Source organism: Azospirillum thiophilum (assembly GCF_001305595.1).
GTDB classification, from domain to species: Bacteria; Pseudomonadota; Alphaproteobacteria; order Azospirillales; family Azospirillaceae; genus Azospirillum; species Azospirillum thiophilum.
Genome location: NZ_CP012404.1, coordinates 251075 through 272790, shown reverse-complemented (window position 1 = coordinate 272790; position 21716 = coordinate 251075). Strand labels below are relative to the sequence as shown.

The following is a 21716-nucleotide window of genomic DNA, read 5'->3' as shown; positions in this document are numbered from 1 at the left end:
CTCAGGCCCGCGCCCGTGCCGCGGCCGGCAGCTTCAGCACCGACAGGGCCAGACCGGCGAAGACCAGCAGCCCGCCGGCCAGCTTGGCCGTGGTGAAGGTCTCCCCCAGCAGCAGCGCGCTGGAGCTCATGCCGAAGATCGGAACCAGCAGCGAGAAGGGGGCGACCAGGCTGGCCGGGTAATGCCGCATCAGGAAGCCCCAGGCACCGAAACCGAACAAGGTTGCCGCCACCGCGATATAGACCAGCGAGGCCACCCCGACGACCGTCAGCGTGGTGAAGGCATGGAGGATGCGGTCCGGTCCCTCCAGGGCAAGCGACATCGCCAGCACCGGCAGCGGCGGGACCAGGCTGACCCAGACCATCAGGCTGAACAGGTCGGGAGCCTTGGCCCGCTTCATCACGATGTTCGACACGCCCCAGGCCGCCGCCGCCGCCAGGGTGAGGCCGAGGCCGAGCAGCGAGTCGCCCGCCGGCATCTCCATCGCGATCAGCCCGACGCCGGCGAAGGCGACGATCATGCCGCCGATCTGCCGCGGCCCCGGCCGGTCGCCCAGCATGAAGGCGGCGAAGATTGCGGTGAAGAAGGCTTGGGACTGCAGAACCAGCGAGGCCAGCCCGGCCGGCATGCCGGCCTCGATGCCGAAATAGAGCAGCGGGAACTTCACCACCCCGAGCATCACCCCGATGCCGATCACGAAGCGCCAGGGGACCGGCGGTCCCTTGCACCAGCCCAGCACCAGCACCGGCAGCGCCGCCAGCGCGAAACGCAGGCAGGAGAACAGCAGGGGCGGAAAATCGCGCAATCCGACCTTGATCGCGACAAAGTTCAATCCCCAGACGGCAGCGACCGCCACGGCGAGCAGGATGTGGGAAGCGCGCATGGTGGGGAGGCTAAACGGCCATCGCCGGACCGGTCAATCCGCCCCGGCCACCCGGTCCCCGCGGCAGTCGCAGGGCTGGCCTGCGCGCCGGGGTTGCGGTCACGGGTCGGCGTGCAGGATGCGGCATTCGTCCGACGCGTTGATCGCCCAGGAGGATCCCGCCAGCAGCATCGTGCCGATGTCCCCCAGGCCGCTGCTGCGGAAGCTGACGCGGCGGCCGCGGGCGAGCGGTTCGAGCTCATCCAGATAGCTCTTGGTCGGCAAGGCGACATAGAGGCTGCCGTCCGGCAGGCCCCGGGCGCCCAAGGTCAGGCGCGAGCCCTGGTCGAGGCTGGCCGTCAGGTCGTAGCGCTCGCCGGGCTTCACCGTCGCCCCGCTGTCCGACGGGGTGAAGCCGGACAGGATGAAGCCCGATTCGACAGACGCGGTGCGGAAGGTCAGGCGCGGCGCCGCATTCTGTCCGACCGGAATGCCGCGTTCGGCGACGCAGAAGGCCTTGCCGCCGGGTGGGGTGTGGATGGTGACGGTCCAGCCCTTGCCGGCACTGAAGGGCTTGGCCGGCCCGTCCTCCAGCCCGGCGGCGGAAGGCGGCTTCACCGGCGGCGGCGGCACGGTTTCGCAGGCGGAAAGCGCCAGCGCGAGGCCGGCAAGCAGGGCCAAAGGCGTCGCCGCCCGGACGGCGCGGCGGTCCCGAAGGACCGGCAGCGGTCGGGCGACGGGTGCAAGGTGCAGCCGATCCATCGCGGCGTCCTCCCCATCCCAAGTTCCGTTACGGGGTCTTGTTGCGGCGACCTGCATACCACGTTCGCATGCATCCGCGCGACGGTCGCGGCAGCAGCACCGGCTGTGCTAGAACCGGGGGCCCTCGTCTCAGCAAGCCGCCGGTCGCCATGCCCCACGCCGACTTCATCCACCTGCGCGTCCATTCCGCCTATTCGCTGTCGGAAGGTGCGATCAAGGTGAAGGAGCTGGTCAAGCTCTGCCTCAAGCAGCAGATGCCGGCCGTCGCCGTCACCGACACCGGCAACCTGTTCGGCGCGCTGGAATTCGCGCTGGCGGCGTCGGATGCCGGCGTGCAGCCGATCGTCGGCACCGTGCTCGGCATCACCCGTGCCGGTCCGGCCCAGACGAAGCCCGGCCTGCCCGGCAAGGCGGCGGCCACCCCCGACCAGCTCGTCCTGCTCTGCCAGAACGAGGAGGGCTACCGCAACCTGATGGCCCTGGTGTCCAAGGCCTTCCTGGAGTCCGATCCGCTGGCCGGCCCGCAGGTGGCGCTGGATGCGCTGGAGGGGCGCTCCGGCGGGCTGATCGCGCTGACCGGCGGCCCCGGCGGCTCGGTCGGCCGGTTGCTGCACGAGGGCCAGAAGGATTTGGCGCTGGAGGTGCTGGAGCGGCTGAAACGGCTGTTCCCCGGCCGCCTCTATGTCGAGCTGCAGCGGCACGAGGGAGGGCGCGGCCATTTCGCCGCCGTCGAGAACGCCATCGAGCCGGCGCTGATCGACCTCGCCTATGCCCACGGCCTGCCGCTGGTCGCCACCAACGACTGCCATTTCGCCACCGCCGACATGTACGAGGCGCACGACGCGCTGCTCTGCATCGCCGAGGGCGCCTATCTGAGCCAGGAGGAGCGCCGCCGCCTGACCCCCGACCACCGTTTCAAGTCGGCCGAGGAGATGCGGGCGCTGTTCGCCGACCTGCCGGAGGCGGTGGACAACACGGTGGCGATCGCCCGCCGCTGCTCCTTCCTGCTGAAGCCGATCAAGCCGATCCTGCCGCCGTTTGCCTGCGAAGGCGGCCGGACCGAGGACGACGAGCTGCGCGCCCAGTCGCGCGCCGGCCTGGAGACGCGGCTGGAGAAGGTCGTCTATACGCCCGACATGACGCCGGAGCAGCGCGAGGCGACGCGCAAGACCTATTTCGAGCGGCTCGAGTTCGAGCTGGACGTCATCGTCTCGATGAAGTTCCCCGGCTATTTCCTGATCGTGTCGGACTTCATCAAATGGGCGAAGAACAACGACATCCCCGTCGGCCCTGGCCGCGGGTCGGGTGCCGGCTCCGTCGTCGCCTGGGCGCTGACCATCACCGACCTCGACCCGCTGCGCTTCGGCCTGCTGTTCGAGCGCTTCCTGAATCCCGAACGCGTGTCGATGCCCGACTTCGACATCGATTTCTGCCAGGACCGCCGCGAAGAGGTCATCCGTTACGTCCAGAACAAGTACGGCTACGACCGCGTCGCCCAGATCATCACATTCGGTAAGCTCCAGGCGCGCGCCGTGCTGCGCGACGTCGGCCGCGTGCTGCAGATGCCCTACGGGCAGGTCGACAAGATCTGCAAGATGGTGCCGAACAACCCGGCCAACCCGGTGACGCTGCAACAGGCGCTGGACAGCGAGGAGATGCTGCGCCAGGCCCGCGACGGCGACGACACCGTGCGCCACCTGATCGACATCGCGCTGAAGCTGGAGGGTCTCTACCGCCACGCGTCGACCCACGCGGCGGGCGTGGTGATCTCCGACCGGCCGCTGCACGATCTGGTGCCGCTCTACCGAGACCCGCGCTCCGACATGCCGGTCACCCAGTTCAACATGAAATATGTCGAACAGGCCGGCCTGGTGAAGTTCGACTTCCTGGGATTGAAGACGCTGACCGTGCTGAAGACGGCGGTCGACATGATCGACGGGAAGCCCGACCTGACCACCGTCCCGCTCGACGACGAGAAGAGCTACCAGCTGCTCAGCCGGGCGGAGGCGACCGGCGTGTTCCAGCTGGAAAGCTCCGGCATGCGCGACGTGCTGCGCCGGCTGAAGCCGAACCGGCTGGAGGACATCATCGCGCTGGTGTCGCTCTACCGCCCCGGCCCGATGGACAACATCCCGAAATACATCCGGGTCAAGAACGGGGACGAAAAGCCCGACTACATGCATGACAGCCTGGAAGGCATCCTGAAGGAGACCTTCGGGATCATGATCTACCAGGAACAGGTCATGCAGATCGCCCAGGTGCTGTCCGGCTATTCGCTGGGCGGCGCCGATCTTCTGCGCCGCGCCATGGGCAAGAAGATCAAGGAGGAGATGGACAACCAGCGCAAGATCTTCTGCGATGGCGCCGAGGAGCGCGGCGTCAAGGCGGAGCTGGCCAGCCTGATCTTCGACCAGGTGATGAAGTTCGCCGGCTACGGCTTCAACAAGTCCCACGCCGCCGCCTATGCGCTGGTCGCCTACCACACCGCGTACCTCAAGGCGAACCATCCGGTGGAGTTCATGGCGGCGTCGATGACGCTCGACCTCGGCAACACCGACAAGCTGAACGTCTTCCGGCAGGAGCTGGCGCGGCTGCGCGTGCGGCTGCTGACGCCGGACATCAACAGGTCCGACTCCATCTTCGGGGTGGAGCAGCTGGCCGACGGGACCAAGGCGGTGCGCTACGCGCTGGCCGCGGTCAAGGGCGTCGGCCTGCCCGCCATGAAGGCGGTGGTGGAGGAGCGGCGGAAGAACGGCCCGTTCAAGAGCCTGTTCGACTTCGCCCGCCGGCTGGACCTGAAGACCATCAACAAGCGCCAGCTCGAGAATCTCGCCTGTGCCGGCGCCTTCGACGGGCTGAACCCCAACCGTGCCCAGGTCCATGCCGCGCTGGAGACCATCATCCGCTACGCCCAGGCCGAGGCGGCGGAGCGCGACAGCGGCATCGGCAATCTCTTCGGGGGGGGAGGCGGCGGCCTGCCGGAACCCGACCTGCCCAAGGTGAAGGATTGGGAGCCGCTGGAGAAGCTGAAGCACGAGTTCTCCGCCATCGGCTTCTACCTGTCGGCCCACCCGCTGGACGCCTATTCCGGCCCGCTCGGCCGCATGAAGGTGGTGCGCTCCGCCGAATTGCAGACCGCCATCGCGAAGGGCGGTTCCACCCGCTACAAGATGGCGGGCATCATCGTGTCGAAGAAGGAGAAGACCGCCAAGTCCGGCAACCGCTTCGCCTTCGTCGAGCTGTCGGACGCCACCGGCGGCTACGAGGTGACGCTGTTCTCGGAGGTGCTGGCCGTCAACCGCGACCTGCTGGAGCCCGGCCGGCCGGTGCTGATGACGGTCGACGCCCAGCTGAACGGCGAGGAGGTCCGCCTGACCTGCCAGGAGATCAAGCCGCTGGAGGAAGCCGTCGCCTCGGTCAGCGCCGGTCTGCGCGTGGTGCTGCGCGACCCCTCTCCCATCGACACGCTGCGCGCCACCCTGGAGCGGCTGTCGCGCGGCCGGAGCCGCATCAACGTCCTGGTCGAGATCGACCCGCTGAAGGAGGTCGAGATCGAGCTGCCCGGCAGCTACACCATCACCGCGCAGAGCCGCTCCGCCCTGAAGGCTGTCCCCGGCGTGATCGAGGTGGCGGAGCTGTGAACGGGGCGGCGCCCGCCTTCGGCCGCTTCATTGCCATCGACTGGTCGGGTGCCCGTGGCAGACGTTACACCGGCATCGCGGTGGCGGAGTGTGCGGCGGGCGATGGGGCACCGCAGCCGATCGCCGGGCCGGACGGCTGGTGGTCGCGGACGGCAGTGTACGACTGGCTGCGGACGGAACTGGCGCGGGAGCCGGCGCTGGTCGGCATCGACTGCGCCTTCTCGCTGCCCTTCGCCGTGGCGGCGCACGGCTTGCCCGGCTCCGCGGCGACCGTCTTCGACCTGTGGGACGCGGTGGAGGAGGTCTGCGCCGACGAACCGGATTTCGGCGGCGGCCCCTTCGCCGTCCACGCCCTGCACGGAGCCGGGTTCTGGCATCGCGGACCGCAGCCGGATTGGTACGACGACCCGCACCGGGCAACCGAATGGGCCTGCCGTGCCGACGGGTTGGGCCACCCGCAAAGCCCCTACAAGCTGATCGGCTCCAAACAGGTCGGCAAGGGCGCGCTCGCCGGAATGCGGGTGTTGCGCGCCCTGCGCGCGGCTCTGCCCGGACGGCTTGCGGTCTGGCCCTTCGAGCAGCCGGCGCCGGGCATCGGCGCGATGGTGGAGATCTATCCCCGCCTGTTCCTGAAGCAGACCGGTTTCGGGCAGCGCAAGATCCGGGATGGCACAGAGCTGGACGTGGCGCTGGCCGGATTGGGATCGCAACCGCTGGGATTGGCCGGCACGGTCAGCGACCATGACAGCGATGCGTTGGTGTCGGCCGCCGGCCTGCGCTGGCTCGCCGCCAAGCCGCAGGCATGGGCGCCGCCGGGACTGGACGATACGGCGCGGCGTCGGGAAGGATGGATTTTCGGAGTGGGAATGAGCGGATCATGAGCGACACCGGTTCCGCCCCCCTGGGCTCCCCCCTGGGCTCCCCCCTGGGCAAGCACCGCCGCCCGGCGATCGACGTCGCCCGCGGGCTGGCGCTGGTCGCGATGGCCGCCTATCACGCCAGTTGGGACGCCACCTATTTCGGACTGGCCGGCTTCGACCTGCTGGGCGACCCGCTGTGGCTGGCCGCGCGTACGGCGATCCTGTCGAGCTTTCTGCTGCTGGCCGGGATCGGGCTGGTGCTGGCGACACGGGGCGGGCTCGACCGCGGACGCTTCCTGCGCCGGCTGGGCCGGGTGGCGGCGGGAGCCGCGGCGGTCTCGGCGGCGTCCCATGTCCTGTTCCCCGACAGCCCGATCTTCTTCGGCGTGCTGCATCACATCGCGGTGGCGAGCGTGATCGGCCTCGCCTTCATCCCCCTGCCGGCCGCGCTGACGCTGACGGCGGCGGCGGCGGCGGTGCTGGCCGGAACGACGCTGTCCTTCCCGCCGTTCGACGACCCGTGGCTGCGCTGGATCGGGCTGACCACGGTCGCGCCGGACTCCAATGATTTCGTGCCGCTGCTGCCCTGGATCGGCGGCGTGCTGGCTGGAATCGGACTCGCCCGGCTGTGGCCGGAGATGGGCGACGGCATGACAGTGACCGGCCGCGCCGGGCGGGCGCTGGCCTGGAGCGGCCGCCACAGCCTGGCCTTCTACCTGCTGCACCAGCCGCTGCTGTTCGGCCTGGCCTGGGCCGCCGCGCAGATCGTCCCGGTGGAACTGCCGGCGGTGCGCGATTTTCAGGCGGCCTGCGTGGCGAGTTGCGAACGGGCAGGCGTGGCGTCGGCGCCCTGCGCGGCCAACTGCCGCTGCGTACGGTCCGAACTGGCGCGAAACGGGCTGTGGGAGGGGTTCGTCGCCAACCGGCTGAGCGAACGCGAGCGTCGTGGTCTTGAGGACGCGGCGGCAGCCTGCCGCAAGCCCTGACGGGCCTTGTCAAAACAGGTGGCCTCAGACCGACTGCCGCTTCTCCAGCAGCCCGCGCAACAGGCTGGTCAGGGTTTCGGCCAGACGATACTGGTCGTCGGCCGGCAGGTCGGCGATGACGCCGGCGAAATCGTTCAGCGGATCGTGGCGCAACAGTTCGAGCGCCTTCGGGGTCGGGTGAAGCTGGGTGACGCGGCGGTCCTCCGGAACCGGCACGCGGACAAGCAACTCCTTGCCGACCAGCACCTCGACCATCTGCGAGGCGGCTCCGCGGGTGGTGGCGTGGAAGTCGGCGAAGGCCGAGACAGTCCGCTGGCTGTTGTTGGCGCCTGCGAAGAAGCGGAGCGCCGTCCATTGCGACGGCTTCAGGCCGTGGGTGTAGCCCAGGCTGTCGGCGATGTGGGTGATCTGAAGCATCACGTCGGCAATGGCCTGCGGCGATGCGCCGCCCATATGGTCGCTGTCCACATGTTCGGAGTCGACGATGTCCATTCCAGCTCCAATTGGACCGGCTCCAATGGACCCGACTCCAATGGGCGATCCGATCGAGGGGCGATCCGACACGCTGTTGTTCCTCACCAAAACCCGGCCCGCAGCAGCGCCGCGCAATTTTGCGAAGTCCATTTGTTCCACTCTATAAGGTATAGTGGCTATACGATGGGCATACAAAAAGGCTGGCGGCCATCGCTAGCAAGGCGGCAGCCACATCGCTCACAAGAGCATTGAACACTGTACCGCGACCGAACTGAAAACGGAACCGGTAACACTTCATCCTTTTGTTGCAAATTGTCGCATCACCTTCATGGCCCGATCGGCTCCGGCGCGCCGGGATCTCCCGCCAAGCATAAGCGAAATCAGCATGCCCGCCATGCCGATTTCGGTCTTTATCCATGTTTCACTGGCGTAACCCGCGATTCGCAGGTATACGCGCGCGATGACCACATTCCCCGTTCCGAAGTCCGCATCGCCGGCCGCCGTCCAGAGCATGGGCGCCCCGAAGGTCGGCATCGTCAGCCTCGGCTGCCCGAAGGCTCTCGTCGATTCAGAGCGCATCCTGACGCGCCTGCGCGCGGAAGGGTACGAGATCTCTCCCAGCTACGACGGCGCCGACGTCGTGCTGGTCAACACCTGCGGATTCCTCGACAGCGCCAAGAAGGAATCGCTGGACGCCATCGGCGAGGCGATCAAGGAGAACGGACGGGTCATCGTCACCGGCTGCATGGGCGTGGAATCGGACATGATCCGGAAAATCCACCCCGACGTCCTCGCAGTCACCGGGCCGCACCAGTACGAGCAGGTGGTGAACGCGGTGCACGACGCCGTGCCGCCGACGCACAACCCCTTCACCGACCTGGTGCCGCCGGAAGGGCTGCGGCTGACCCCGCGCCATTACGCCTACCTGAAGATTTCGGAGGGCTGCAACAACCGCTGCAGCTTCTGCATCATCCCGTCCCTGCGCGGCGATCTGGTCAGCCGGCCGATCCATTCCGTCCTGCGCGAGGCGGAAAAGCTGGCGGTGGCCGGCGTCAAGGAACTGCTGGTCATCTCGCAGGACACCAGCGCCTACGGCGTCGACGTGAAGTACAAGGCGGAGAAATGGTACGACCGCGAGGTCCGCACCCGCTTCTTCGACCTGTGCAACGAGCTGGCGAACTTCGACCTGTGGGTCCGCCTGCATTACGTCTACCCCTACCCGCATGTCGACGAGGTCATCCCGCTGATGGCGGAGGGCAGGATCCTGCCCTACCTCGACATCCCGTTCCAGCATGCCTCGCCCACCGTGCTGAAGGCGATGCGCCGCCCGGCCGCCCAGGAAAAGCAGCTGGACCGCATCCGCAAATGGCGGCAGGACTGCCCCCATCTGGTCCTGCGTTCCACCTTCATCACCGGCTTCCCCGGCGAGACGGAGGAGGACTTCCAGTTCATGCTGGACTGGCTGAAGGAAGCCCAGCTCGACCGCGTCGGCTGCTTCAAGTACGAGCCGGTCGAGGGCGCCACCGCCAACGACCTGCCCGGCGCCGTGCCGGAAGAGGTCAAGCAGGAGCGCTGGGAACGCTTCATGGAGACGCAGAAGGCGATCAGCGCCGAGCGGCTGCAGCAGAAGGTCGGCTGGACGCTGGGCGTGCTGATCGACGAGGTCGACGAGGATGGGGCGATCGGCCGCTCCTACGCCGACGCGCCGGAAATCGACGGCAACGTCTTTTTGAACGGCGAGACCGGGTTGAAGCCGGGCGACATGGTCGACGTCACCATCGAGCATGCCGACGAGTACGACCTGTGGGGCAGCGTCGAACGCGACCTGTAACAGCAGTCCCGATCGGAGCGCGCCCATGCCCGTCACGCCGGACGATGCCAGACTGATGGATGTCCAGCAGGGCGGGCGCTGCTTCTACTGCGACGGGCCGATTGGGGCCGGAGCCACCTTCGACCATCTGATCCCCCGCGCCTATGGCGGGATCGACGATCCGGCCAACGTCGTGCTGGCGCACCGCCGCTGCAACCAGCGCAAGGGCGACCGGCTGCCCGACCGGGGCGAGCTCGACCGTTTCTTCGCGCTGCGCCGATCCAGCCGCCTCGGCGTTTGGGGGCCGTTGCGCACAGTGCGGGACGCGGAAGAGGGCGACGAATGGATCGCCGCGGCGCGCGCCATCTCGCAGGAAAAATGAGCTGCAACCGAAGTCTCGCGGCCGGCCGCGGCTGGAAACCGCCTTCGGCTGGAAACCAATGCGACCCGATCCGGTTGAAGGAGGACATCCATATAATAGGGGAGAGTCCTTCGATGACCGGTTCCGAGACCGAGCGGCAGAACAAGCAGCCCCACACCGAAGAGACGGTCCGCCACACCGGCGGCGAGCAGAACACCGGCAACCACAAGAAACCGGACGCCCCCGATGCCAAGGGCGCCGACCGTTTCGGCGGCACCCGCGCCGGGGCGGAGAATGTGGAGCCTGGGAAATAGGATCCCGGCCAAATAAGACCGGGGACATGATGGACAGGAGGCTGGCATCCGCCCGGCCGCCTGTGCCAGATCCGGGGGACGGCATTCAAAGGACGTCTCCCGCATGGCACCTTCGATCTTCAAACGCTACAAGCTGCACTTCACCCGCCCGCTGCCCGGCCTGCGTCCGGGCCGGCCGGAGCGCGACGCGATGGTGGAGCGGGTGCGGCGGCTTGCCAGCGAGAACGGCATGGCAGGCGATCTGCACGCCATCGCGCCCAACGCCGGCTTCGGCATCCTGGAGGTGCGCTGCACCGAACGGCTGGCCCGCCGCCTGTCCGACCTGTCGGAAATCGAGACCGTGCAGGAGGCTTGAGCCCCGGCCGGAGAAGCAGGCGGCCTACCGCAGACGGGGTATGCGGCTGGCGGCCGGGCTTTCCGGCCCTAGGTCAGGCTTGACCGGTGTGCGCGACGCGGCCGGCCGGACCCGAACCAACCGAAGGGGAGACACCTGACATGACGATGCGGCAATCGGATGCCGAATGGCGCGGCGACCTGAAATCGGGCAGCGGCACCATGCGGCTGGGCAGCGGCGCGTTCGAAGGCGCCTATTCCTTTCCATCGCGCTTCGAGAATGGCCAGGGCACCAACCCGGAGGAGCTGATCGCCGCCGCGCATGCCGGCTGCTTCTCCATGGCGCTGTCGGCCGCGCTGAGCCAGGCCGGCCATCCGCCGACCCGCGTCCATACCACCGCCAAGGTGCATCTGGAGAAGGCCGGCGCCGGCTTCGCCATCAGCCGGATCGAACTGGACTGCGAGGCCGAGATTCCCGGCATCGACGATGCCGCCTTCCAGGAACAGGCGGCCGGCGCCAAGGCCAACTGCCCGGTGTCGAAGGCGCTGACCGGCACCCAGATCAGCCTGACCGCCCGGCTGCTCTGAACGGACACGCTCCGAACCCTTTTCTCCCTGTGTCCGACCGATGATAGGATACGCCGTCCGGAACCGGGCGGCGCTTCCCGTCTACCGCGCTCCGGATGAAACGGGCCGGATGTATCGAAGATGGGATTGAGCGGGAAGGTGGAGCATCCGGCGTTGGACGGCTTCGTGGATGTGGACGGCGCCCGGCTGGAATACCGGCGCATCCCGTCCAGCCGCCCCGGCGCGCCGACCCTGGTGTTCCTGCATGAGGGGCTGGGCTGCGTCGCCATCTGGCGGGATTTCCCCGACCGGCTGGCGGCGGCGACCGGCTGCGGCGCCCTCGTCTATTCGCGCCAGGGCTATGGCGGCTCCAGCCCCTGCCGCCTGCCCCGGCCGTTGCATTATCATGACGACGAGGCCGACGGCGTGCTGCCGGCGCTGCTCGACCGGCTGGGCGTGACCGGCGACCTCGTGCCGGTGGGGCACAGCGACGGCGCGACCATCGCCCTGCTGGCGGCGGCGGGCCGGCTCGGCCCCCGCATCCTCCTTGCCATTGCCGAGGCGCCGCACGTCTTCGTGGAGGACGTCACCATCGCCGGCATCGAGACCGCATGCACCGCCTGGCGCAGCGGCGCCCTGCGCCGCGGGCTGGAGCGGCTGCATGGCGACAACACCGAGGCCGCGTTCCGCGGCTGGAGCGAGACCTGGCTGGAGCCGCGCTTCCGCGCCTGGAACGTCGAGGACCGGCTGCCGGCGATCGCCAAGCCGCTGCTGGTCATCCAGGGCGTGGACGACGAATACGCCACCGCGGCCCAGTACGACGCCATCGCCGCGAAGGCCGGCGGGCCGGTGAGCGTGCTGGTGCTGGAGGATTGCGGCCACACCCCCCACCGCGACCAGCCCGACCGCGTGCTCGCCGCGATGGCGGAGGCGATAACGACAGCGGAGGCGGCGGCAGCGGAGACGGCGGCAGCGGGCCGGGCCCTCCCGCCGGAACGGCACAAGCCGTCCGCCCTGCCGCTCGGCCAAAGGGCAGATTGACCCCACCGCTTCCACCCTACCATAGTGCCGCCTTCCGCGCGCGGAAGCCCGTCTTCCGTCCGCCGCTTCATCGAACGACGGACAATGACTGCCGCAGCCTTCCGCCTTCTGTCGCCGATCCTCCTCCTGCTTGCGCTCGCGTGGGCGGCACCGGCGACCGCAACCTCCCCTGACGGCCGGGAGCCGGTGATCCTGGCGCTGGACGGGGAATTCGGGCTGTCCAACAGCACCTCGGCCGAAGCCATCGAACGCGGCATCCTGACCGCCATCGACGAGATCAACCGCGAGGGCGGCGTGCTGGGCGGCCGGCCGCTGGCCCTGGTCACGCGCGAACACCGGTCGATCTCCGCCCGCGGCATCAAGAACATCCGGGAACTCGCCACCATCCCCGATCTGGTCGCGGTGTTCGGCGGCCGGTTCAGCCCGGTGGTGATCGAGGAACTGCCGGTGCTGGAACAGACCCGCACCCTGTTCCTGGCGCCCTGGTCGTCGGCGGACGCCATCGTCGACAACGGGATGCGGCCCAACTACATCTTCCGCCTGTCGCTGCGCGACAGTCTGGCGATGCCCTTCCTGCTGGCGCGCGCGGCCGACCGCGGCCTGACCCGCGTCGGCCTGCTGCTGACCAACACCGCCTGGGGCCGGTCCAACCTGGAGGCCGCCAACCGCCATCTCGTCGCCCACCGTGTTCCGGATGTGGTCGGCACCGCCTGGTACAACTGGCGGGACCGCTCGCTGATCGACAAGTACGAGGCGCTGGCAGCCGCCGGCGCCCAGGCCATCGTGCTGGTCGCCAACGACGACGAGGCCGCGGTGCTGGTGCGCGAGATGGCGGCCCTTCCACCGGAACGCCGGCTGCCGATCCTCAGCCATTGGGGGGTGACCGGCGGCGATTTCGTCGGCCAGGCCGGGCCGGCGCTCAGGTCGGTGGATTTCAGCGTGATCCAGACGGTCAGCCCTTTCAACATCCCGCGCGACCGGCTGGCTCCGGTGCTGGAGACCGCCGGGCGGCTGTTCGGCATCCATCGGCCGGAGGACATCGTGTCGCCGGTGGGATTCCTGCACGCCTACGACCTGACCCGCATCGTGGCGCTGGCGATCGACCGCGCCGGCACCACCGACCGCGCCGCCGTTCGCGACGCGCTGGAACAGGTCGGCCCCTACCGCGGGGTGATCCGCGACTTCGACCGCCCCTTCGCCCCCGGCCGTCACGAGGCACTGGGCCCGGACGACCTGCTGATGGCCCGCTTCCGCGCCGATGGCGTGCTGGTCCCGGCGGAGTGACGGCGCGGATGTCCGGCCCCGACTCTCTCCCGGACCCCTTGCCCGATCCGGAACCGGGCAGCGCCGGCCATCGCCGCCGCGGCGCTTTTCCCGGCGCCTCCGCCAACGCGCCCCGACGGTTGCCGACGTCCGGCCGGCTGGCCCGCCGTTTCGCGCTGGTGTCGCTGATGCTGGGGGTGCTGATCGCCGTCCTGATCGGCGCCAGCCTCTATGTCGTGTCGAGCCGCCATCTGGCGCGCCAGCACCATGCCAATGTGGAGGCGAACGCCACGCTCGCCGCGCGCCAGACCGAAGGGGTGGTCAACACGATCGCGACGACGGTGCGCGAGTTGGCCGACAACAGCGTGCTGGCTACCGCGCTGGTCGATTCCGCGGGCAAGGAAACCTACCTGGCCCCCTTCCTGCGCAGCTTCAACCACATCGCCAGCGTGCCGGTGGCGATGGTCTTCACCGATTTCGAAGGCGAGCCGATCGCCGACAACGGCCGCCATTCGGGCGCGCTGGCCGTCAGCCCGGCCGACATGGCCTGGCTGCGCAAGGCCATCGCCGCCGGACGCCCCGCGGCCACCGTGGTGCATCAGGACGGAACGCACTTCCTCCTGGCTGCGGAAATGCTGATCTATTCCCGCACCGCCTCGCCGGAAGGTGCGCTGATCTACAAGGTGCCGCTCGATGCGATGGTGCTGCATCCGGAAGCGATGCTTCTCCATGCCAATGAAACGCCGCCGCCGGTGCCGGACGGCATGGTGGCGGTGACGATCCCGCTGAAGGTGCCCGACAGGCTGGCCGGGCTGGACCTGCGGCTGCGGCTGGAGGCTCCCGGTGTGCCGACCGCCGCCTTCCTGTCCTGGATGCTGCCGGCCTACGGGCTGGCGGCGGCCGCCGCACTGCTGGCGATCTATGTCGGCAGCCGCGCCGTCGGCAACCATCTGACCCGCTCCCTGCGCGAGTTGGAGCGGCTGGCCGGTGCCATCGCCACCGACGGCTTCACCGGGCAGCGCGCGACGGTGCGCGGCAACGACGAGGTGTCGGCGCTGGCGACGGGCTTCAACGCCATGCTGGACCACATCGCGGCGATCCAGCGCGAGCGGGAGATGCGCGCGGCGGAGGAGATCACCATCCAGCGGACGCTGGCCGAGCGGGCGGAACAGGCGCGTGCCGAAGCCGAAGGCTCCCGCAACGAGGCGGAGCGGTCGCGCCAGGAGGCGGTGATGGCCCTGATGGTGGCGGAGCGGGCCAATGCCGCCAAGACCCATTTCCTGGCGGCGGCCAGCCACGACCTGCGCCAGCCGGTGCAGTCGCTGGTGCTGTTGACCTCGGCGCTGGGGATCCGGCTGGGCGACCACCCTGCCGCGTCGCTGGTCGGCAGCATCGAGGCGTCGATGGACGCGCTGTGCCGCCTGCTCGACGCCATCCTGGACATCTCCAAGCTGGATGCCGGCACCGTGTCGCCCAATGTGCAGGCGGTGTCGCTGGGCGCCATCTTCGCGCGGCTGGAGGGCGAATACCGGCTGCGCGCGGCGGAAAAGGGCGTCGCCTTCCACAGCGTCCCCACAACCGTGACGTTGAACGCCGACCCGGCACTGCTGGAACGGATCATCCGCAATCTGGTGGAGAACGCCCTGCGCTACACCGACCATGGCCGTATCCTGCTGGGCTGCCGCCGGACGCGCGGCAGCCTGAGCATCCAGATCCACGACACCGGAATCGGCATTTCGCCGGAACATCTGGAGCGCATCTTCCACGAGTTCTATCAGGTCTCAAATCCGACCCGCAACCGGGGCAAGGGGCTGGGGCTGGGGCTGGCCATCGTCGACCGGCTGGCGCGGCTGCTGGGATACCGCGTGCATGTCGCCTCCCGCCCGGACAAGGGCTCCTGCTTCACCCTGGACATACCGACCCCGGCCCTGCGCGCCGCCGCGGCGATAACGGCGCAGACGGCGGAGCGGCCGCCGGAACCGGGCCGGGGCATGGCGCTGGTGATCGACGACGACCCGCTGGTGCGCGAAGGGCTGACCCTGCTGATCGAGGATTTCGGCTGGCGCGTGCTTGCCGCCGACAGCGCGGCGGACGCACTGCGCCTGCTGCGCGAGGGGTCGAAGACGCCCGATCTGGTGATCGCCGATTACCGGCTGGAGGCTGGCGCCACCGGGCTGGAGGCCATCCGGGCGGTGGAGACCGCGCTTCAGGCGCAAGGTCGCCCTTCGCCGCTCAGCGTCGTGCTGACCGGCGATACCGCCCCCCAGCGCATCGCCGACGCCGAGGCCAGCGGCTACCGCATCCTGCACAAACCGATCGCCGCAAAGGACGTGGCCCAGCTGCTGAGCTTGTCCGCAAGGCCGCAAGGGTCTGCCGGCCGCAATCTCGGCGCCGCCATGCCGCAAGACTGACGACGCCGCTGAGCAACGGCGGAGCCGGGGCGGACCGCGCAGGATCGACATCGATCCGACGCGATCCGCCCGTCAAACGATGACATGACGCTCCCGTGCGTTTCCCAAACAGACTCGCCGCACCCTAACCGCGTCGCAGCGGGCCGGCCGCATCCACCTGAATGACGAGCCGCTCGATGAGGCGCACCGCCATGTCATGATGCAGAAGCAGCGGCTCCTGCATTTCCGAGCGCTGCTGGTCCTGGCGCAGATACGGCGCTGCCGCATCTTCAAGAAGGCCCCGCACCTCCTCCACGGTGAAGAAGCCTTTCTCGACCATGGCGATCACCAGCGATTCACAAATCGAGAGCGCGGCCATGCCTGCCGCCTCCTCCTCCGCCATCATCACGCCCCCCGTCTTGTCGTTCGATCCAGTGTCGCGGTCTACCGCCTGGACTGCCTTAAGGGCATAGGAACAACAAACGGGTCGGCGGGGCGTCGCACCACGTTCGAGAAAAATCTCAGCGCCTTTAACCTATGTTGTGGCCGCCTTTGTCGAAAGCCTTAATCGTTCGAGACCGCGCGGAACCGGCTCAACGGCGCAACCGTTCATTAAGGCGCCAATATTAGGACAAAGAAGGCAAAGAGACGACCATGACTCGCGCCCCGGCGAGCCGCGTACAAGAGTCCACTCCATTGTGGCTCAAATTGAGCAGCTACCTCGTCCTGTCGGATGAGGAAAAAATGTATCTTTCCGAATTGGAAAGGACAATCGCAAGGCATCCTCCCCGGACCGATCTTCTACAACAGGGCGAACGGTACCGTGACGTCCGCATCATGCGGGACGGGTGGGCGATCCGTCACAAGGCATTGCCGGACGGGCGGCGGCAGGTCGTGAACTTCGTTCTTCCCGGCGACATCATCGGCATGTACTGCACATTGTTCGAATCCGCGGACCACAGCGTGACCACCCTGACCCCGGTCGAGGTGGCGAGCTTCCCGCCCGAGCGGATCGGCGAGCTGTTCCGCTCCTTCCCCCGCCTCGCGGCGGCGCTCGCCTGGTCCGGCGCGCGGGAAGAGGCCATCGTCGCCGAACGGCTGCTCAGCCTCGGCCGGCGCACAGCGCTGGAGCGTACGGCACATCTGATCGTGGAGTTGCTGCGCCGCCTCAGCATCGTGAACATGGCCGCCGACGGACATTTCGTGTTGCCGGTGACGCAGGAGATCCTGGCCGACGCGCTGGGGCTCAGCATCGTCCACATCAACCGCACCCTGCGCCGGTTGCGCGACAGCGGGCTGATCGAACTGAACGGCCAGCGCATCACCGTGAACGACGTGCGCCAGCTCGCTTCCGTCGGCCAGTTCGACGAACTGTACCTGCACCTCATCCGCGCCCCGCGTCGACTGGAACGTGCCTTTTCCGAAGACGGCCGCCGTCACGCCAACGCCAATGGAGCTGAACGGTCCAAGGCATGAGCAAAGGTTGGAGTGCCTCCCTCCTCCGTCAACGATGGCGGAGGGGGCATCCACCAGCGGTCCTCATCACAGAACGCCAAACGAAAACGAGGCGCCGGAAGGCGCTCTGATGGTCGGTCATAGATTCGACCATTCAAAACAAATGGTTGTGCCGCCAGACAGCTCACGAGCCGCCGCATCGACTTGCGACGACTTCCGGGCAATCCCGCCAATGCCGGCGGATCTTCTTGAATTCCATCGATAATTGATACGTATGGATGCGTTCGGATGGCACCCTTCCCGTTCGGTGCATCTGCAACGTAAGGCGGCATCGCTGCCGGGGGCCGGCAAAAGCCGAGCAATCCGCTCAGCAGCGTCTTGCACCGCCCTTCCCTCTTGGCCCCATCTTTTCCGCACCGCACAAGACAGTCGGAAAGATGCATTCCCTGTATCGCCGATTGGGCTAATGCCAGGCATACCTGCCATAAAAAGCCGCCGGACCCACGATGAAAAATCAATTTAACATATTGATATTATTGTATATACTCTGGAGAAGCCCACCCCCTTCAAAAGCGACACACAAATACGCTTTACAGGCGTTGATCTGTATCATATTTTCCCAAGACGCATTGTTCGCTGGACGTGCAATCCATCTCGGGGATGCCGATGTACACGCAAGCTTTGGACACCAAGACCGAGCAGGGCGCTCAGCCGTCTCCCCGGCTGGTGACGGAAGAGGACTCCGCTCTCCTGGGCCGCTTCCAGGACCGCGTCGACGCCGAAGAGAAGATCGAGCCGCGCGACTGGATGCCCGACGGCTACCGCCGTACGCTGGTCCGCCAGATCTCGCAGCACGCCCATTCGGAAATCGTCGGCATGCTGCCGGAAGGGAACTGGATCACCCGCGCGCCGACGCTGCGCCGCAAGGTGGCCCTGCTGGCCAAGGTCCAGGACGAGGGCGGGCACGGCCTCTACCTCTACAGCGCGGCGGAGACGCTGGGCGTGTCGCGCGACGAGCTGGTCGGCCAGCTGCTGTCGGGCAAGGCAAAATATTCCAGCATCTTCAACTACCCGACCCCGAGCTGGGCGGACATCGGCGCCATCGGCTGGCTGGTGGACGGGGCGGCGATCATGAATCAGGTGCCGCTCTGCCGCTGCTCCTACGGCCCCTATGCCCGCGCCATGGTCCGCATCTGCCGGGAGGAGAGCTTCCACCAGCGCCAGGGCTACGAGCTGATGCTGGCGCTGGCCCAGGGCACGACCGATCAGAAGCGGATGGCGCAGGACGCGCTGAACCGCTGGTGGTGGCCGGCGCTGATGATGTTCGGGCCGTCCGACGAGCAGTCGGCCCACTCGTCGCAGAACATGGCATGGAAGATCAAGCGCTTCTCCAATGACGAGCTGCGCCGGCGCTTCGTCGACGCCACCGTGCCGCAGGCCGAGTTCCTGGGATTGACGATCCCCGACCCGGAGCTGCGTTTCGATGCCGAAACCGGCCATTACGCGTTCGGCGCCATCGACTGGACCGAGTTCAACGAGATCCTGAAGGGCAACGGTCCCTGCAACCGCGAGCGCCTCGAGGCCCGCCGCAAGGCGTGGGATGACGGCGCCTGGGTTCGGGACGCCGCCACCGCCCACGCCGCCAAACGCAAGCAGCGCGCCCTCAAGAAGGCCGGCTGACCCAAGAATTCCGAGGGAAGAGACGATGGATCGCCCCACCACCGACCGCAAGGACTGGCCGCTGTTCGAGATCTTCATCCGGCCGAAGAACGGGTTGTCGCACAAGCATGTCGGCAGCCTGCACGCCGCCGACGCCCGTATGGCGCTGGACAATGCCCGCGACGTCTACACCCGCCGCGGTGAAGGCGTCAGCATCTGGGCGGTGCCGGCCGCGGCCATCGCGGCATCCGACCCGTCGGAGAAGGCCAGCCTGTTCGACCCGGCCGACGACAAGGTCTACCGCCACCCGACCTTCTACGACATCCCCGCCGACGTCAAAAACATCTAGCCGGAAGACCATCCGATGAGCACGGAACTGCAACAGGCCCTGTTCGGCACCGCGCTGCGGCTCGGCGACACGTCGCTGGTGCTCGGGCACCGGCTGTCGGAATGGTGCGGCCACGCGCCGGAGCTGGAGGAGGACATCGCGCTGACCAACGTCGCGCTCGACCTCGTCGGCCATGCCCGGATGCTGCTGACCCATGCTGGCGAGCTGGAGGGCAAGGGCCGCGACGAGGATCGCCTCGCCTACCGCCGCGACGTCTTCGACTACCGCAACCATTTGCTGGTCGAGCAGCCCAACCGCGACTTCGGCCACACCATCGTCCGCCAGTTCCTGCACGATGCCTGGGCGGTGGAGTTGTACGAGCGGCTCTGCGCCTCGACCGACGCCACGCTGGCCGGCATCGCCGCCAAGGCGGTGAAGGAGGTGCGCTACCATGTCCGCCACAGCGGCGACTGGCTGGTGCGGCTGGGCGACGGCACCGACGTCAGCCACGCCAAGGTCGCCGACGCGCTCGGCCGGCTGTGGCCCTACACCGGCGAGATGTTCGAGCGGGACGAGGCCGAACAGGCGTTGGTCGCCGCCGGCATCCTTCCCGACCCGGCCGAGCTGAAGGCCGCCTGGACCGCCCGCGTCGAGGCGGTGCTGATTGACGCCACCCTCGATCGCCCGGCCGACGGCTGGATGCAGAAGGGCGGCCGGCGCGGCGAGCACAGCGAGCATCTGGGCTTCCTGCTGGCCGAGATGCAGTTCCTGCCGCGCTCCTATCCCGACGCGACGTGGTGAGGCCGAGATGCCGGATGCAGCAGGCTGCTGGGGACCGGAACCGGGTGCCGACGCGGGCGTGAAGGCCGCTTGGGATGCCCTGGCCGGGGTGATGGATCCGGAGATCCCGGTGCTGAGCATCGTCGATCTCGGCATCGTCCGCGCGGTGTCGCGGGAGGGCGGCGGTCCGCTGTCGGTGGCGTTGACGCCCACATATTCAGGCTGCCCGGCGACCGGCGTGATCGTGCTGGAGGCGGAGACCGCGCTGGCCCGCGCCGGCCTGGACGCGGCCGTTTCGGTGGTGATCGCCCCGCCCTGGACGACCGACTGGATCAGCGACGCCGGGCGCGAAAAACTGGCCGAGGTCGGCATCGTCCCGCCGCCGCACTCCGGCAAGCGCGCCCTGACCGCGCCGGACGAGGTGATCGCCTGCCCGCGCTGCGGGTCGGAGGACACCCGCCAGATCAGCCGCTTCGGCTCCACCGCCTGCAAGGCGCTGCACGCCTGCAACGCCTGCCTCGAACCGTTCGACGTGTTCAAATGCCATTGAGTGGAGGCGCCGGCAGCGATGCCCCCTCCCTAACCCTCCCCCGCTGGGCGGGGGAGGGAACTCCGCCGCACTCCCGCAAAGCTCCTGCCCCCTCCCCCGCCCAGCGGGGGAGGGTCGGGGTGGGGGCAACCGCCGCGACCACTCAACCGGCCCGACCGAGGACCACCCCATGACCACCCCCAGCTTCCACCCGCTGACCATCCGCGAGTGCCGCCGGGAGACCGCGGACACCGTGTCGATCGCCTTCGACGTGCCGGCCGATCTCGCCGACCGCTTCCGCTTCGTCCAGGGCCAGTACCTCACCCTCAAGACCGCCATCGGCGGCGAGGAGGTGCGGCGCTCCTACTCCATCTGCTCGGGCGTGGACGAGGGCGAATTGCGCGTGGCGGTGAAGACGGTGGAGGGCGGCCTGTTCTCCACCCACGCCAACCGGTCTCTGGCGCCCGGCGCGGTGCTGGAGGTGATGACGCCGATGGGGCGCTTCCACACCCCCCTCGACCCGGCAGCCTCCCGCACCTATGTCGCCTTCGCCGCCGGCAGCGGCATCACCCCGGTGATGTCGATCCTCAAGACCGTGCTGGCGCAGGAGCCGGAGAGCCGCTTCGTCCTGGTCTACGGCAACCGCACCGTCACCTCCATCATCTTCCGGGAGGATCTCGAGGATCTGAAGAACCGCCACATGGGCCGGCTGGTCATCCACCATGTGCTGAGCCGCGAGCCGGAGGAGGCCGGGCTGCTGGGCGGCCGCATCGGCGCCGGTCTGGTGCGCGAGCTGTGCGCCGGTCCCTTGAAGGCCGAAGACATCGACGCCGCCTTCCTCTGCGGCCCCCAGCCGATGGTCGAGGAGGTGCGCGACGCGCTGGCCGCCTGCGGCACGCCGGCCGCCAACATCCATGTCGAGCTGTTCGGCACGACGCCGACCGCGCGCCCGGCGGTGAAGAAAATCGCCGCGGACACGCCCACCGACGCCGCAACCATCGCCATCCTGCAGGACGGCAAGCGCAAGGAATTCACGCTGCCCTATGACGGCGAGAGCATCCTGGAGGCCGCCCACCGGCATGGCGCCGACCTGCCCTATTCCTGCAAGTCCGGCGTCTGCTGCACCTGCCGCGCCAGGGTCCGCGAAGGCAAGGTGGAGATGGCCGAGAACTACTCCCTGGAGCCGTGGGAGGTCGAGGCCGGCTATGTGCTGACCTGCCAGTCGCGCCCGCTGACCGAACGGGTCGTCATCGACTTCGACGCCGCCTGACGCAACCACAGCCGACAACGACAACAAGGAA

The 21716-nt window shown here is 68.4% G+C and carries 21 protein-coding genes; 17 read left to right on the top strand and 4 right to left on the bottom strand.

The features are described from left to right. Position 1 precedes the first annotated feature (1 nt). Together AL072_RS24085 and AL072_RS24080 are read right to left on the bottom strand one after the other, a co-directional pair. On the bottom strand, positions 2–883 hold the full coding sequence (locus tag AL072_RS24085) for an EamA family transporter (RefSeq protein ID WP_045583595.1): 882 nt from the start codon (positions 881–883) through the stop codon (positions 2–4). A 99-nt stretch (positions 884–982) separates the two neighbouring features. Next, positions 983–1624 carry a hypothetical protein gene (locus AL072_RS24080; protein ID WP_045583596.1) on the bottom strand — a complete coding sequence of 214 codons (642 nt, stop codon included), beginning with the start codon at positions 1622–1624 and terminating at the stop codon, positions 983–985. A gap of 149 nt (positions 1625–1773) precedes the next feature. On the opposite strand from AL072_RS24080, the gene dnaE reads away from it, so the two are divergent. From dnaE to AL072_RS24065, 3 genes are read left to right on the top strand one after another with little or no spacing between them, the layout of a single operon-like run. After that, positions 1774–5265, top strand: coding sequence for a DNA polymerase III subunit alpha (dnaE, locus tag AL072_RS24075; RefSeq protein WP_045583597.1), 3492 nt, complete (start codon positions 1774–1776; stop codon positions 5263–5265). Further along, complete coding sequence (locus AL072_RS24070) at positions 5262–6146, top strand: hypothetical protein (RefSeq protein ID WP_045583598.1); 885 nt, start codon at positions 5262–5264, stop codon at positions 6144–6146. Before dnaE ends, AL072_RS24070 begins: the two co-directional genes overlap by 4 nt. Continuing rightward, complete coding sequence (locus AL072_RS24065; protein ID WP_063840366.1) at positions 6143–7111, top strand: acetyltransferase domain-containing protein; 969 nt, start codon at positions 6143–6145, stop codon at positions 7109–7111. The genes AL072_RS24070 and AL072_RS24065 overlap by 4 nt, the downstream gene beginning before the upstream one ends. A gap of 24 nt (positions 7112–7135) precedes the next feature. On the opposite strand, the gene AL072_RS24060 is transcribed toward AL072_RS24065, so the two are convergent. Then, positions 7136–7603 (bottom strand): MarR family winged helix-turn-helix transcriptional regulator, encoded by a 468-nt coding sequence (locus AL072_RS24060; protein ID WP_245637000.1) that lies wholly within the window; start codon positions 7601–7603, stop codon positions 7136–7138. Positions 7604–8096: 493 nt separating this feature from the next. Between AL072_RS24060 and rimO the strand changes: the two genes are divergently transcribed. The 8 genes from rimO to AL072_RS24015 all read left to right on the top strand — a co-directional run bounded on the left by rimO (position 8097) and on the right by AL072_RS24015 (position 15685). Then, positions 8097–9416, top strand: a complete 1320-nt coding sequence (rimO, locus tag AL072_RS24050; RefSeq protein ID WP_045583600.1) for a 30S ribosomal protein S12 methylthiotransferase RimO — start codon at positions 8097–8099, stop codon at positions 9414–9416. A gap of 25 nt (positions 9417–9441) precedes the next feature. After that, positions 9442–9777, top strand: coding sequence for an HNH endonuclease (locus tag AL072_RS24045; protein WP_045583601.1), 336 nt, complete (start codon positions 9442–9444; stop codon positions 9775–9777). Positions 9778–9890: 113 nt separating this feature from the next. Further along, complete coding sequence (locus AL072_RS24040) at positions 9891–10070, top strand: hypothetical protein (RefSeq protein ID WP_045583602.1); 180 nt, start codon at positions 9891–9893, stop codon at positions 10068–10070. A 103-nt stretch (positions 10071–10173) separates the two neighbouring features. Next, positions 10174–10425, top strand: a complete 252-nt coding sequence (locus AL072_RS24035; protein WP_014189516.1) for a hypothetical protein — start codon at positions 10174–10176, stop codon at positions 10423–10425. A gap of 140 nt (positions 10426–10565) precedes the next feature. After that, entirely contained in the window at positions 10566–10991 is a 426-nt protein-coding gene (locus tag AL072_RS24030; protein ID WP_045583603.1) for an OsmC family protein, read from the top strand. 120 nt (positions 10992–11111) lie between these two features. Continuing rightward, positions 11112–12011, top strand: a complete 900-nt coding sequence (locus AL072_RS24025) for an alpha/beta fold hydrolase (RefSeq protein WP_063934293.1) — start codon at positions 11112–11114, stop codon at positions 12009–12011. An 84-nt stretch (positions 12012–12095) separates the two neighbouring features. Beyond that, positions 12096–13295 (top strand): ABC transporter substrate-binding protein, encoded by a 1200-nt coding sequence (locus AL072_RS24020; RefSeq protein WP_063840368.1) that lies wholly within the window; start codon positions 12096–12098, stop codon positions 13293–13295. A gap of 8 nt (positions 13296–13303) precedes the next feature. Further along, positions 13304–15685, top strand: a complete 2382-nt coding sequence (locus AL072_RS24015; RefSeq protein ID WP_082109103.1) for an ATP-binding protein — start codon at positions 13304–13306, stop codon at positions 15683–15685. Positions 15686–15809: 124 nt separating this feature from the next. Here the strand turns inward: AL072_RS24015 and AL072_RS24010 are convergent, their stop codons facing one another. After that, entirely contained in the window at positions 15810–16043 is a 234-nt protein-coding gene (locus tag AL072_RS24010) for a hypothetical protein (protein ID WP_144428360.1), read from the bottom strand. 275 nt (positions 16044–16318) lie between these two features. Here AL072_RS24010 and AL072_RS24005 point away from each other — a divergent pair, with 275 nt between their 5' ends. The 6 genes from AL072_RS24005 (at position 16319) to paaE (ending at position 21685) form a co-directional block, all read left to right on the top strand. Further along, on the top strand, positions 16319–17140 hold the full coding sequence (locus tag AL072_RS24005; RefSeq protein ID WP_082109104.1) for a Crp/Fnr family transcriptional regulator: 822 nt from the start codon (positions 16319–16321) through the stop codon (positions 17138–17140). A gap of 645 nt (positions 17141–17785) precedes the next feature. Beyond that, a complete protein-coding gene (paaA, locus tag AL072_RS24000) occupies positions 17786–18799 on the top strand; it encodes a 1,2-phenylacetyl-CoA epoxidase subunit PaaA (RefSeq protein WP_045583606.1) in 1014 nt (337 codons plus the stop codon). Between the two features lie 25 nt (positions 18800–18824). Beyond that, positions 18825–19127 carry a 1,2-phenylacetyl-CoA epoxidase subunit PaaB gene (paaB, locus tag AL072_RS23995; RefSeq protein WP_045583607.1) on the top strand — a complete coding sequence of 101 codons (303 nt, stop codon included), beginning with the start codon at positions 18825–18827 and terminating at the stop codon, positions 19125–19127. Positions 19128–19142: 15 nt separating this feature from the next. Next, complete coding sequence (gene paaC, locus AL072_RS23990) at positions 19143–19907, top strand: 1,2-phenylacetyl-CoA epoxidase subunit PaaC (protein ID WP_045583608.1); 765 nt, start codon at positions 19143–19145, stop codon at positions 19905–19907. A 7-nt stretch (positions 19908–19914) separates the two neighbouring features. Beyond that, positions 19915–20436 (top strand): 1,2-phenylacetyl-CoA epoxidase subunit PaaD, encoded by a 522-nt coding sequence (gene paaD / locus AL072_RS23985; protein ID WP_045583609.1) that lies wholly within the window; start codon positions 19915–19917, stop codon positions 20434–20436. Positions 20437–20605: 169 nt separating this feature from the next. Then, the gene (gene paaE, locus AL072_RS23980) at positions 20606–21685 is read left to right on the top strand and encodes a 1,2-phenylacetyl-CoA epoxidase subunit PaaE (protein WP_045583610.1); all 1080 of its coding nucleotides are present in this window, start codon (positions 20606–20608) and stop codon (positions 21683–21685) included. The last annotated feature ends 31 nt before the right edge of the window (positions 21686–21716 follow it).

What these genes read in the sequence shown, in the direction of transcription:
- AL072_RS24085 (WP_045583595.1), bottom strand. Translation starts at nt 883, where the DNA reads ATGCGCGCTTCCCACATCCTGCTCGCCGTGGCGGTCGCTGCCGTCTGG.
- AL072_RS24080 (WP_045583596.1), bottom strand. Translation starts at nt 1,624, where the DNA reads ATGGATCGGCTGCACCTTGCACCCGTCGCCCGACCGCTGCCGGTCCTT.
- dnaE (WP_045583597.1), top strand. Translation starts at nt 1,774, where the DNA reads ATGCCCCACGCCGACTTCATCCACCTGCGCGTCCATTCCGCCTATTCG.
- AL072_RS24065 (WP_063840366.1), top strand. Translation starts at nt 6,143, where the DNA reads ATGAGCGACACCGGTTCCGCCCCCCTGGGCTCCCCCCTGGGCTCCCCC.
- AL072_RS24060 (WP_245637000.1), bottom strand. Translation starts at nt 7,603, where the DNA reads ATGGACATCGTCGACTCCGAACATGTGGACAGCGACCATATGGGCGGC.
- rimO (WP_045583600.1), top strand. Translation starts at nt 8,097, where the DNA reads ATGGGCGCCCCGAAGGTCGGCATCGTCAGCCTCGGCTGCCCGAAGGCT.
- AL072_RS24045 (WP_045583601.1), top strand. Translation starts at nt 9,442, where the DNA reads ATGCCCGTCACGCCGGACGATGCCAGACTGATGGATGTCCAGCAGGGC.
- AL072_RS24040 (WP_045583602.1), top strand. Translation starts at nt 9,891, where the DNA reads ATGACCGGTTCCGAGACCGAGCGGCAGAACAAGCAGCCCCACACCGAA.
- AL072_RS24035 (WP_014189516.1), top strand. Translation starts at nt 10,174, where the DNA reads ATGGCACCTTCGATCTTCAAACGCTACAAGCTGCACTTCACCCGCCCG.
- AL072_RS24030 (WP_045583603.1), top strand. Translation starts at nt 10,566, where the DNA reads ATGACGATGCGGCAATCGGATGCCGAATGGCGCGGCGACCTGAAATCG.
- AL072_RS24025 (WP_063934293.1), top strand. Translation starts at nt 11,112, where the DNA reads ATGGGATTGAGCGGGAAGGTGGAGCATCCGGCGTTGGACGGCTTCGTG.
- AL072_RS24020 (WP_063840368.1), top strand. Translation starts at nt 12,096, where the DNA reads ATGACTGCCGCAGCCTTCCGCCTTCTGTCGCCGATCCTCCTCCTGCTT.
- AL072_RS24015 (WP_082109103.1), top strand. Translation starts at nt 13,304, where the DNA reads ATGTCCGGCCCCGACTCTCTCCCGGACCCCTTGCCCGATCCGGAACCG.
- AL072_RS24010 (WP_144428360.1), bottom strand. Translation starts at nt 16,043, where the DNA reads ATGGCCGCGCTCTCGATTTGTGAATCGCTGGTGATCGCCATGGTCGAG.
- AL072_RS24005 (WP_082109104.1), top strand. Translation starts at nt 16,319, where the DNA reads ATGACTCGCGCCCCGGCGAGCCGCGTACAAGAGTCCACTCCATTGTGG.
- paaA (WP_045583606.1), top strand. Translation starts at nt 17,786, where the DNA reads ATGTACACGCAAGCTTTGGACACCAAGACCGAGCAGGGCGCTCAGCCG.
- paaB (WP_045583607.1), top strand. Translation starts at nt 18,825, where the DNA reads ATGGATCGCCCCACCACCGACCGCAAGGACTGGCCGCTGTTCGAGATC.
- paaC (WP_045583608.1), top strand. Translation starts at nt 19,143, where the DNA reads ATGAGCACGGAACTGCAACAGGCCCTGTTCGGCACCGCGCTGCGGCTC.
- paaD (WP_045583609.1), top strand. Translation starts at nt 19,915, where the DNA reads ATGCCGGATGCAGCAGGCTGCTGGGGACCGGAACCGGGTGCCGACGCG.
- paaE (WP_045583610.1), top strand. Translation starts at nt 20,606, where the DNA reads ATGACCACCCCCAGCTTCCACCCGCTGACCATCCGCGAGTGCCGCCGG.